Raw genomic sequence first — 11,397 nt, 5'->3', positions numbered from 1 at the left:
TTCCAATCATTCAATTTAATATTTATTATGCGGCCAATAATGATGTGATTAAGTCTGTGACTTAATCACTATTTAATTTAACAAAAACAGATCATATATATTTTGCAAAAATTTGCACATAAACAACGATATAATAGCGAACCCAAGCGTGACTAAAAAATAATTCAGAAAGAAATATTTATCAATCAGCTATTTTAAATATACAGCTTGTTTCAATGTTATTATTGCCCGAATATTTAACTTCCGAATGCGAAACAAGAGAAAAAGGACAGAATTTAATAAATTCTTGAAGATTGGTAAAAAAATCTACACCGTATTTTTGGCCACTTTCATAAAAATTCAAATTATGAATAAAGTAACCACCTTTAAAATATTTTGCAATATTTTCAAAGGCATTTGTTAATTTACGATCTTCCAGTATGTACCACGTTAACTCAGAAAACATGACATTCTTGTACATGGAATATTTTCCTAAAGAATCTATATCGTCGCAAAAAAAATCTATATTTGGGAAATTGTCTTTCGCTCTCCGGATTGCAGTTTCAGAAATATCAACTCCAGCAATATTAGTTGCTCCGGTAAAATTGCGAAGGAAAGAAGTATAAAAGCCCAACCCACAACCAAACTCTACAACCTCATTAATACCAAGTTTCAGCATACAAGATGCTGAAACCAGTTTAGAAGCATTCCCAAGGACACTTTCATGCCTTGACTGATTCCAAGGGTCATCACAAGCAGAATACATTTCCTCAAATTGTCCAATAAACTTTCCATCTTTTATCACATAGTCATGGTAATCTACTTTCTCTTCCATATGCAATCTCCTTGCCTAAGCTATCAATTTCGAAATCAAGGTCGTAACACTATAATTTTCCGGATTGCCTTGATAGTTAGAAAGATGTGAATTAAACAATTCATAATCGTCCAAAGTATCAATATCAAGAGAGAGCGAGGGGAATCGAAACTTCGCTTCTGCAGTGGGAGATAAAATGCGAAATTGTTTCCAATTATTCCAAATGAAACGAGTCACATGTTCTCGTTCATCTGGCAGCTTAGCATTTTTACCCATTTGAGATAACAAGTCTTTTGTGAAAATTTCAGCGCCGACCCCGTCAATGAACTTATTTTCTCCCCAAGGGATGTGATTGAACCCGTAATCATAAGAACCTTTTTCAAAATCGGAAATGAGTCCATCTATTACGGAAACATCTAAAAAAGGATTATCGGCACAAATACGAACGATATGACTTGCTTTCGAAATCTCGCAAGCGGCGACAAATCGTCCTAAGACATCTGACTCCGACCCGCGAAAAACCTTAACGCCCAACTCATTGGCATATTTTTCAAGCAGATCATCCTTAGGGGAATCTGTTGTAGCAAGGATCACATCTTCCAAACGTTTGGAGGATTTAAGCCTTCTTAAAACCCATTCAAGTATAGTATATTTTCCAAGCTTCATGGACATTTTGCCCGGTAAACGAGTAGAACCCATTCTTGCTTGTACGATTGCAACTGTTGACAATTGTCGTTATACCGAGGAAGTCAAATCTTCCCAATTTAAAATATGGTCTTCTGATAAATCGCGATTCACAACTCTTCCGATGATTTCATCCCAATGAATTGGGCTAATCCCGTGCGCAGGTCTTTTGAATGTAATATCCTTCTCTTGAATTCGAGTTCCTTTAGAAAGATCTCTAGACAACACAATGGATCTTCTCGCATTTTTACGGCTCAAATCTTCCGATTTCAATGGAGCTTTCACTTCACTGCCGATCAATGATTCATAGTCTTTTAATTTTTTCTTAAAGACTTTTAAATCTTCCTTATCCATAGCATGGTAATGATCATTTCCAGGAAGAGATTTATCGTGAGTGAAATGTTTTTCCAAAACCACCGATCCGAATAAGGTTGCGGCTATCAATGATTTCATTTCCGGATCAGGAGGAGTATGATCCGAATAACCGATCCAATGATGAGGAAAAATACGTTTCAAATCTCCTATCATTCCCAAATTCGCATTTTCAGGTTTTGTAGGATAATTCAAAATACAATGTAATAGTATAATTTCTTTCGCACCAAATGCCTTCAGTTCGTTCATCGCAAAATCAACTTCAGCAATGGTGGAACTTCCAGTAGAAAGAATAACAGGTTTTCCATGTTTGGCGACACTCCTGAGAAGTGGAACGGAGGTAATGTCGGCGGAGGCGATTTTAATGAACGGCATTTTAGAGGCTAAATTCTCAACAGCTTCCAAATCAAAAGGAGTGGAAAGAAAATCGATCCCTACCGATTGGCAATGTTTCGCCAAATCATCATATTCCTTCCATCCGAAGGAATCGTACTTTTTAAATAACTCATATTGGCTGGCGGTGGGTTCTTTCGTTCTATCCCAGTAGGATGGAGAGTTTTTAGAAGCTAAAGTTTCTGCTTTATATGTCTGAAACTTTGCCCCGTCCGCGCCACCTTCCTTAGCCTCATCTATCAAACGCTTTGCGATATCGATAGATCCTTCATGATTCACTCCGATCTCCGCAATAATATAAGGATCGAAATGTTTATTGATTAATTTATTACCTAATTGAATCGGGTTTGGCATTATACTCACCTTATTACTGATCTTGATGTTTTTTTCTTAGATTTTCCAATCGTTCGTCCATCAATTGAACGTCATTGGTCATATTGGAATCGTGTCTTCTATAGCGATAAAGAGGAAGTTCCACTCGATGAATGGAATGTTTTTTCTCAAATCGAATTCTTAAATCCTTATCCTCATGAGACAGAAATTCATCATCATAAAGACCTATATCGATCAATTGCTCGATACGGAACATAAGCCCGCAACCGATCGGATCTGTCATACAGTTCTTTCTTGTTAAAAACTCTTCATGATCATCTACTAAATAATAATCACAAGCGACCGCATCAAAATGAGGATTATAGGATAAAAATTTATGAAGTATCCCCACATAATCAGAGTTTACATAATCGTCAGCATCTACCCTTACGATAAATTGACCGACTGCAGATCGAATCCCTATATTTAAGGAAAAAGGAAGGCCTTTATTCACATCATTTTCTATAACACGAACTTCTTCGCCAAAAACTTCCAAGGCATATTTGGTCTTGTCTGTGCTTCCGTCATTTACTACGATAATTTCGTAGTCCTCTCTGGGAAAGTTTTGATTCAGAAGAGAACGGATACATCTACCTATATACTTCTCTTGGTTAAAGGCAGCGACAATGACGGATACGATCGGTTTTTTCTTCATGAGTTTTAAAAGGAAGAAAAGATGAGTTTCGTTTTTTCTCTTGTTAATATATTCTTAAAATCGCTTCCAAGAGCGTTAGTAAGTGGTTTTTCATGAATCACAGTGGAAAGGTATAATCTTTCCATCTCATCTTCATTCAAAGTAGAACATATTCCCTTGGGAAGATTGATCTTTTGCTTATCCAACATAAAATGAAATTCTTTCGTTTCTTTTGGATAAAATTCTTCCATTTGATTCATTACGATACAATTGGAAACACAATGATGCGTTCCTAAAACAACACTTAAGCCGGCAGAAAAAGGATGAACTACACCCACATAACTATTTGCTATGGCACAACCGCCTAAATAAGAAGCGACCATCAGTTTTTGACGGTTTTGATCCGACATCATATCGTCGGACAAAAACACCTCTCTGCATAACTCCAATGCTTCTCTTGAAAAAGCATCTCCAACCGGATGGCGAAAAGATCCATTCAAGGACTCAATACAGTGAATGTAAGTATCCATTCCTGTATAAAAGTATTGATCTCTCGGCACAGAAGCGGTAAGATCCGGATCTAAAATCAATTGATCATAAATCGTAAATTCACTGTTCATTCCCAACTTCAGATTTTTTTTCAAATTCATCAAAACACAAGTTCTGGATGCTTCTGCTCCGGTTCCGGAGATCGTTGGGATTCCTACCTTAAAAATTCCAGGTTTACTCAAAAGATCCCAACCCTGATAATCTTCCGACTTACCTTGATTAGGAATTAAATTGGAGACCGCTTTCGCTACATCCAAAGTGCATCCGCCCCCCAGGCCGACAATAGCACAAGGTTCTCCGATACTCCCTAAAATTTGATCTCTCAATCCATCAATATAATCGGTCTTAGGCTCGTGTGTAGAATCATAATAAAAAAGCAGATCCCCTTTCTCAACAGGTAAAGAAGATGCTAAATTTTTATCCTGGAAATATATATCGAGAAAGTAAACAACCCCTGCTCCTTTCTCCGCTCTTTTGGGCTTCAGGATTTTTTCCAAAGACTGCAAAGCACCTTTACCAAAAGCATACCTTAAAACATTTTTCGAGTTGGGAATTTCGACCATTGATGAAAAAATCCTTTTTTATATTTCGTTAAAGATTCAATTTTAAAACAAAATGACTATTTGTTCGACTGAGAGAAGTTCGCAAAAAAATCGCCATACGCAAGTTCGATGCCCTGCTTCAACTCTACCTGGTGTTTCCATCCCATCTTATGAAGTTTAGAAACATCCAATAACTTACGAGGGGTTCCGTCCGGCTTAGTCAAATCAAAAGTGAGAAGACCTTTGTAACCAACGACTTCCTTTACCGTCTCGGCAAGTTCACGAATACTTACTTCTATACCGCTCCCTACGTTCACGTGCTCTCCCCCTTTCGGGTCACCGGTCACATCGTAGTTTTTCATAAGAAAAACGCAGGCTCTAGCCATATCATCAGAATATAAAAACTCTCGCAAAGGTTTGCCTGTTCCCCAAACAACTACCTCAGGTAAGTTTTGTTTTTTCGCCTCATCGAATCTGCGAATGAGCGCGGGGAGAACATGGGAATTCTCGGGATGATAATTGTCACCCGGGCCGTAAAGATTCGTAGGCATAACCGAAATATAATTCGTGCCGTATTGACGGTTATAACTTTGGCACATAACGATACCTGCGATTTTTGCAACCGCATAAGGCTCATTTGTCGGTTCCAGTTTACCGTCCAATAACTGACCTTCATCCATAGGCTGTTTTGCAAACTTAGGATATATACAGGAGGAACCCAAAAAAACCAATTTTTTCGCCTGGAACTTATGGCAAGCATCGATGATGTTATTTTGAATTTGTAGATTGGAGAAAATAAACTCGGCAGGATACGTATTGTTCGCATGAATTCCACCTACTTTAGCGGCAGCAAGAAACACGTATTCAGGTTTTTCCTTCCGAAAGAAGTCATTCACTTTCGTTTGGTCAGTAAGATCCAATTCGGAATGAGACCTACCTATGATATTATGGAATCCTTCTTTTTTGAGGACACGTTCTATCGCAGAACCGACAAGTCCCTTATGACCTGCGATGTATATCTTTGCATTTATCTCCATTATATATTCGCCTTCAATTGAGGATCGTTTAACTTTTCCACTTCGAGCTTCAGCGCTTCGTATTCTCTTTTCTTTATTTCATAAAATTGAAGAGTCAGCCTTGCCTTCTCTTCGATACCTTGAGGAGTCAATAGATACACATAGGCCGACTTATTCTTGTTATTCTTGAAGTTATTGATTTTAACAAGCCCTTTATCGATGAGGGCATTGATGATATAATTCGTTTTGCCTAAACTGAGTCCCAAAGCATCGGAAGCCTCTCTTTGAGAAAGGTGGGGATTTGCCTGAAGCAACTGTAGAATTTTTAAACTTTGATCGTCAGCCATGGGAATCCGGATGGGAAAAAGGCGAAACTCTAGGCATAGCTTCGCCGCGTAAGTCCCATTTTTATAGAAAAATGGGCGATTTTCATCCATGTTCACGATCTGAACAAAAATAAGCAAGGACTTTTGTTCATAAATTGAACATAGCCAGGAAGCGACATAATCCTGCAGATTTTGGGTACAAGGGAAAAGAAGGAGATCCGTTTAGGAAAGTAATTTCCTAAACGGGAAAGAGTTTATTTGGATTGTTTGGAAAGATACCAATCGACCGTTTTTTCAATGCCGGATTCGAAATTTTCTTCCGCTTTCCAGCCCAAATCGTTTTCGATTTTGGAAGCATCAATCGCATAACGTTTGTCATGACCAGGTCTGTCCGCAACGTAACTGATGAGAGATTTATAAGATTTTCCGTCTTTTCTGGGAATTTTTCGATCCAAAATTTCGCAGATACAATTTACGATATAATTATTATTTCGTTCATTCCGTCCGCCTATGTTATAGGTTTCACCTGACTTCCCTTGATGATAGGCAAGATCGATCCCCTTCGCATGATCCAGCACATACAACCAGTCCCGAATGTTCGTTCCTTGTCCGTATATGGGAATGTTTTCCCCTGCCAAACTTTTACGAAGGATGGTAGGGATCAATTTTTCGGCATGTTGTTTAGGACCATAGTTATTAGAACAATTCGTAGTTACAGTATCCAAACCGTAAGTATGATGATAACTCCTCACAACAAAATCACTCCCCGCTTTACTTGCGCTATAGGGAGAGTTAGGAGAATAAGGAGTGGTTTCGGAGAATAATCCTTCTTCCCCCAAAGTTCCGTAAACTTCGTCCGTAGAAACATGATGAAAGCGACAGCCTTCGTATTCTTTCTTATATACGAAAGGTTTTTCCATCCAATGTTTGTATGCAGCATGAATCAAAACGAAAGTCCCTATCACATTCGTCTGAAGGAAAATTTCAGGATTTGCAATCGAATTATCCACATGACTCTCTGCTGCAAAATGAATGACTCCTCGAATGTCATGATCAGAAAAAAGATTTTGAACCAAAGTTTGATCTTTAATATCTCCCTGAATCAAAGTATATCTAGGATGATTTTCTATCTCCTTTAGGTGATTCAAATCACCTGCATAGGTTAATAAATCCAAATTGATGAGTTTATAGTCAGGATACTTTTCCAGGAAATAAGGTAAAAAATTGGAGCCGATAAAACCCGCTCCTCCGGTCACTAAAATAGATTTCATAAATTCGATACTTTCCTTATTGATATAGATAAAAAGAAACGATCACTTGGATCCTTTCTTCGCCTTGGAATCAAAATTAATTTTAGATTCGACTACATACAAAGGTCGGCCTTTTACCTCTTCAAAAATACGTGCGATGTATTCACCTAAGATTCCTATAGCGATAAGAATAGCTCCTCCGATGATACAAAGCAAGGTGACGATCGTCGCCCAACCGGGGTTATAGACGAGTTCCGGATATAATCCTGAATAATGCATCCATGCTTTCACAACGGATGTAATTCCTACGATAAAACCTACGATTGCGATAAAAATTCCGAAGGAAAGACTCAAACGCAAAGGTAGAGGAGAAAATGAGACTGCGGCATTCACGGCAAGCCGAAGCATTTTACGAAGAGGGTATTTTGTTTCTCCCGCTGCGCGAGGAGCTCTCTTGTAAATAACAGGAGTTTGTGGGTAACCTACCCAAGCCCCCATCCCTCTCAAAAATCGATGATTTTCTCTCATTTCTTTGAGAGAGTCCAAACAATTTCGAGAGATCAAACGGAAATCTCCGGAATCCAAAGGAAGATCTTTATGCACTAAAATTTTCATCAGGCGGTAGAAAGCCCAGGCGGAAACTTTTTTGAAAAACGTTTCCCCCGCTCTCTCTTCTCTTTGTCCGTAAACCACATCATAACCTTCCCGGTATTTGGATAACATTTCCAAAATCACTTCCGGAGGATCCTGCAAGTCTGCGTCCATAATGACGATAGCATCTCCGTTCGCATAATCCATCCCTGCAGTAACTGCGATTTGGTGCCCGAAATTTCTTGCAAAATTAATGATTTTGATTCTTTTATCTTCATCCGCCCAACGGATCAACTCCTCTACCGTATGGTCGGAACTTCCATCATTCACTAGAATCAATTCCACTTTCGAGGGAATTTTAGGCAGTATTTCCCGAATGGATTCTTTTAAGAAAGGAATCACCTTTTCTTCGTTATAACAAGGGATGATCAAAGATAATAAATTCGGGTTTTTTCTTTTTTTCAAAGAGTAATATGTAGCCAAGGGGAACCTGCTCTTATTTAATTTCCGTATAATTTTTAATTTCGTTCATACACATGGACAAACTGTCCTTCCAGTGAGGGATCTCTATCTTACAACTTTCCTTAATTTTGGATTTATTCATTACGGAATAATGAGGTCTCGCCGCAGGAGTAGGATAATCTTTCGTTTCGATAGGAAGCACTCTGCAAGAAGAGCCGCTAAAAGAAATAATTTCTTTCGCAAAATCATACCAGCTTGCCACTCCTTCATTCGAATAATGATAGATTCCCGAAAGATCGGTTGAAATCAATAAAAGAGAAAGATGTGCCAAGTCTTTGGCCCAGGTAGGAGAACCTATTTGATCGAAAATCACCTTTAACTCTTCCCGTTCCGATCCCAGCTTCAAAATGGTTTTTACGAAGTTTTTACCGAACCTGGAATAAACCCAGGAAGTTCTGACGATGATCGCATTTGAGTCGTTAGATAAAATGCGATCCTCACCGTCGGACTTCGTTTTCCCATAAACGGAAATAGGACTTTTAAAATCGTTCTCTTTGTACGGCAAAGAAGACTTTCCATCAAACACAAAGTCGGTGGAAAAATGAATGAGTTTGATTTTTTTCTCTTTTGTGAGTCTAGACAAAAGGGAAGGATATGTTTCGTTGATTCGCTTAGCTTCTTCCGTTTCCTTTTCCGCCAAATCAACCGCAGTATATGCAGCAGCATTGATGACGGAAGAAATTTCATTTCGGTCCAAAAATGAAGAAAGACTTTTCTCATCTAACAGATTCAAATCGTTCCTAGATACAAAAACGAACCGGTCTTTTTCAGAGTGAACCGAAGAAATTTCTTTCAACTCGTTTCCCAACTGCCCGGTGGAACCTGTTACAAGAATCTTAGACATAAAGATCCTGAAAGGAAAATACTTCCGCCTCGGAAAAGGCTTTCGCATTGATGTCTTTTTCAGACAACTGCACCTCGCCAGGGTTTACTCCCCAATTTACACCGATATCCGAATCGTTCCAAAGAATGGCTCTGTCACATTCTTTGGAATAATAATTATCCACTTTATAGGCGAAGATCGCAGAATCGCTCAAAACAAGGAAGCCGTGTGCGAATCCCCTAGGAATGAATAACTGTCGTTTATTGGTTTCGGAAAGTTCGATAATGGTATGTTTTCCAAAATGAGGAGATCCTTTTCGGATATCGACAGCTACGTCTAGAACACTCCCTTTAATGATACGCACCAATTTAGTTTGGGCAAAAGGGGGCAATTGATAATGAAGGCCACGTAACACTCCCTTTGTGGAGAGAGATTCGTTGTCTTGCACCCAATTGATCTTTCCTATTTTTTCTTGGAAAAGATCATCTCTATAACTTTCAAAGAAGTAACCTCTTTCGTCACCGATCACTTTCGGTTCGATGATGAATACTCCCGGTAGATTTGTTTCTTCAATTTTCACGTTTTATTCTTTTTGGTTGCCGAATTTTTTCTTTCTATTAGTTTCAATAGGTATTGGCCGTATTGATTTTTTTTCAACGGCTCTGCTAGTTTGGACAATTGTTCCTTAGAAATGTATCCCATCTCAAAAGCGATCTCTTCCAAACAGGCGATCTTCAAACCTTGTCTTCTTTCAATCACTTCGATGAAGTTGGATGCTTCCAACAAACTTTCGTGAGTTCCTGTGTCCAGCCAAGCATACCCTCTGCCCATCAAAGTGACATCCAATTTACCTCGATCCAAATACAATTGATTTACGGTGGTGATCTCCAACTCTCCTCTTGCGGAAGGCTGTATGTTTTTTGCGATCCCTACTACGTCAGATGTATAAAAATACAACCCGACGACTGCGTAATTACTCTTAGGCTCTTGAGGTTTTTCTTCGATGGAAAGCGCTTTGCCATTTTCATCGAAAGCGACCACTCCGTATCTTTCCGGATCGTTCACATAGTATCCGAATACTACGGAGGTTCTCTCTTCTTTCACTTTTTTCACCGAATTACGAAGTAACTCGGTAAAGCCATGACCATAGAATATATTATCACCTAAGACAAGACAGGCGTCATCTCCCGCCAAAAACTCTTCTCCTAAAATAAACGCCTGAGCTAGACCGTCAGGGGACGGTTGGATTTTATATTCGATTCGGAGTCCTAAGTCTTTTCCGTCACCGAAAATATCTTTGAACCTGTCCGTATCTTGCGGAGTGGAAATGATCAAAATTTCACGAATCCCCGCAAGCATCAAAACCGACATAGGGTAATAGATCATCGGCTTGTCATAAACAGGGAGAAGTTGTTTGACCACTCCTCTTGTGATGGGATAAAGACGGGTCCCGGATCCCCCCGCCAGAATAATGCCTTTCATTCGATAAATACGGTTCCTTATTTTGGAAAAACCGGAGTTTCCCCCGGTGGATTTCAAAATGCCTGAGAAAGGGGGATTCGTCAAGCAAAGCGTTCAAATACTGAACCTAGTAAGAAGAGTTTCCTCTCGGAATATATTTCTTTTTGACAGACACTGAGGCTGTGAATTTTCTACACTGTGTCCGAAACAAACCAATCTCGCCAAATATTACTTATACGATGCTCCGACCATACAGGTTTGATCCATTCTATCACGGGGCTTCTTTTGGAAAAAAATTGTAATATCGTTTCCAATCACGAATTTGTGGAGCCGATCGATTCCATATTTTTTATGAGAACCGAATTTTTCGGCAACATCGCCAATGAAGAGTTAGTTCGGGAGTTAAAAAAAGTTCTTCCCGCCGACTCTTGGATTCAAATCCACAAGGAAAAAAAACCGAAGGTGATTCTTTTTGCGACGAAAGAAAGTCATTGTTTGGGAGATATACTTCTCAGATACAGATTCAAAGAACTGGATATTGAAATACCTTTCGTTCTTTCCAATCACAGAGAGTTGGAATCTTTAGTGAAAGATTTTCACATTCCTTTTCATTACGTGGGTCATGAGAATATTTCCAGAGAAGAACATGAAAAACAAATCTTATCCATCCTCGAAAAGCACTCATTCGACTACATCGTCTTAGCAAAATATATGAGAATTCTTTCCCAGGAATTCGTCTCTCATTTCCCTGAAAAAATTATCAACATCCACCACTCCTTTCTCCCCGCATTCATAGGAGCCAACCCTTACAAACAAGCGTATGACAGAGGTGTAAAATTAATCGGAGCCACCGCCCATTTCGTTACGGAGTCCCTGGACGAAGGGCCGATCCTGGCACAAGATGTGGTGGCGGTAGATCACAGTTTCACAAAAGAAAAACTAATGTTAAACGGAAGAGACATTGAAAAAATCGTTTTAGCTAGAGCACTTCGTTACGTATTAGAGAATAAAGTGATCGTTTGGAAAAACAAAACAGTCGTTTTCCGCTAAAGGAAAACGACGATCTTCG

13 protein-coding genes are annotated in these 11,397 nt (G+C 39.1%); 1 reads left to right on the top strand and 12 read right to left on the bottom strand.

All coding sequences use genetic code 11. From position 1 onward, the window contains the following. Positions 1–181: 181 nt before the first annotated feature. The 12 genes from EHS15_RS12615 to rfbA all read right to left on the bottom strand — a co-directional run bounded on the left by EHS15_RS12615 (position 182) and on the right by rfbA (position 10,358). On the bottom strand, positions 182–814 hold the full coding sequence (locus EHS15_RS12615; protein WP_135760935.1) for a class I SAM-dependent methyltransferase: 633 nt from the start codon (positions 812–814) through the stop codon (positions 182–184). Between the two features lie 15 nt (positions 815–829). Next, on the bottom strand, positions 830–1,522 hold the full coding sequence (locus EHS15_RS12610) for a cytidylyltransferase domain-containing protein (protein ID WP_281277632.1): 693 nt from the start codon (positions 1,520–1,522) through the stop codon (positions 830–832). A 6-nt stretch (positions 1,523–1,528) separates the two neighbouring features. Further along, positions 1,529–2,596, bottom strand: a complete 1,068-nt coding sequence (locus tag EHS15_RS12605) for an N-acetylneuraminate synthase family protein (protein ID WP_135760933.1) — start codon at positions 2,594–2,596, stop codon at positions 1,529–1,531. Between the two features lie 13 nt (positions 2,597–2,609). Further along, complete coding sequence (locus EHS15_RS12600; protein ID WP_135760932.1) at positions 2,610–3,269, bottom strand: glycosyltransferase family 2 protein; 660 nt, start codon at positions 3,267–3,269, stop codon at positions 2,610–2,612. Between the two features lie 5 nt (positions 3,270–3,274). Beyond that, entirely contained in the window at positions 3,275–4,360 is a 1,086-nt protein-coding gene (locus EHS15_RS12595; RefSeq protein ID WP_135760931.1) for an iron-containing alcohol dehydrogenase family protein, read from the bottom strand. Between the two features lie 56 nt (positions 4,361–4,416). Then, entirely contained in the window at positions 4,417–5,376 is a 960-nt protein-coding gene (locus EHS15_RS12590) for a GDP-L-fucose synthase family protein (RefSeq protein ID WP_135760930.1), read from the bottom strand. Continuing rightward, positions 5,376–5,702 carry a MarR family EPS-associated transcriptional regulator gene (locus EHS15_RS12585; RefSeq protein ID WP_135760929.1) on the bottom strand — a complete coding sequence of 109 codons (327 nt, stop codon included), beginning with the start codon at positions 5,700–5,702 and terminating at the stop codon, positions 5,376–5,378. The genes EHS15_RS12590 and EHS15_RS12585 overlap by 1 nt, the downstream gene beginning before the upstream one ends. A gap of 233 nt (positions 5,703–5,935) precedes the next feature. Further along, positions 5,936–6,952, bottom strand: coding sequence for a dTDP-glucose 4,6-dehydratase (gene rfbB, locus EHS15_RS12580; RefSeq protein ID WP_135760928.1), 1,017 nt, complete (start codon positions 6,950–6,952; stop codon positions 5,936–5,938). Between the two features lie 42 nt (positions 6,953–6,994). Further along, the gene (locus EHS15_RS12575) at positions 6,995–8,005 is read right to left on the bottom strand and encodes a glycosyltransferase family 2 protein (protein ID WP_135760927.1); all 1,011 of its coding nucleotides are present in this window, start codon (positions 8,003–8,005) and stop codon (positions 6,995–6,997) included. A 13-nt stretch (positions 8,006–8,018) separates the two neighbouring features. Beyond that, complete coding sequence (rfbD, locus tag EHS15_RS12570) at positions 8,019–8,888, bottom strand: dTDP-4-dehydrorhamnose reductase (RefSeq protein ID WP_135760926.1); 870 nt, start codon at positions 8,886–8,888, stop codon at positions 8,019–8,021. Continuing rightward, the gene (gene rfbC, locus EHS15_RS12565) at positions 8,881–9,447 is read right to left on the bottom strand and encodes a dTDP-4-dehydrorhamnose 3,5-epimerase (protein ID WP_135760925.1); all 567 of its coding nucleotides are present in this window, start codon (positions 9,445–9,447) and stop codon (positions 8,881–8,883) included. The genes rfbD and rfbC overlap by 8 nt, the downstream gene beginning before the upstream one ends. Beyond that, positions 9,444–10,358, bottom strand: a complete 915-nt coding sequence (gene rfbA / locus EHS15_RS12560; protein ID WP_342775528.1) for a glucose-1-phosphate thymidylyltransferase RfbA — start codon at positions 10,356–10,358, stop codon at positions 9,444–9,446. Before rfbA ends, rfbC begins: the two co-directional genes overlap by 4 nt. Positions 10,359–10,526: 168 nt before the next feature. Between rfbA and purU the strand changes: the two genes are divergently transcribed. Then, on the top strand, positions 10,527–11,378 hold the full coding sequence (gene purU, locus EHS15_RS12555) for a formyltetrahydrofolate deformylase (RefSeq protein ID WP_135760923.1): 852 nt from the start codon (positions 10,527–10,529) through the stop codon (positions 11,376–11,378). The last annotated feature ends 19 nt before the right edge of the window (positions 11,379–11,397 follow it).

Origin of the sequence: Leptospira idonii, assembly GCF_004770995.1 — a bacterium.
Lineage (GTDB): Bacteria > Spirochaetota > Leptospiria > Leptospirales > Leptospiraceae > Leptospira_A > Leptospira_A idonii.
Note: the sequence above shows the minus strand (reverse complement) of the source record. Positions and strands in the feature narration are given on the sequence as shown.

Bases quoted from the DNA above. Each gene is read 5' to 3' on its own strand.
- EHS15_RS12605 (WP_135760933.1), bottom strand. From the start codon at position 2,596: ATGCCAAACCCGATTCAATTAGGTAATAAATTAATCAATAAACATTTC.
- EHS15_RS12600 (WP_135760932.1), bottom strand. From the start codon at position 3,269: ATGAAGAAAAAACCGATCGTATCCGTCATTGTCGCTGCCTTTAACCAA.
- rfbB (WP_135760928.1), bottom strand. From the start codon at position 6,952: ATGAAATCTATTTTAGTGACCGGAGGAGCGGGTTTTATCGGCTCCAAT.
- EHS15_RS12590 (WP_135760930.1), bottom strand. From the start codon at position 5,376: ATGGAGATAAATGCAAAGATATACATCGCAGGTCATAAGGGACTTGTC.
- EHS15_RS12585 (WP_135760929.1), bottom strand. From the start codon at position 5,702: ATGGCTGACGATCAAAGTTTAAAAATTCTACAGTTGCTTCAGGCAAAT.
- EHS15_RS12615 (WP_135760935.1), bottom strand. From the start codon at position 814: ATGGAAGAGAAAGTAGATTACCATGACTATGTGATAAAAGATGGAAAG.
- rfbD (WP_135760926.1), bottom strand. From the start codon at position 8,888: ATGTCTAAGATTCTTGTAACAGGTTCCACCGGGCAGTTGGGAAACGAG.
- EHS15_RS12595 (WP_135760931.1), bottom strand. From the start codon at position 4,360: ATGGTCGAAATTCCCAACTCGAAAAATGTTTTAAGGTATGCTTTTGGT.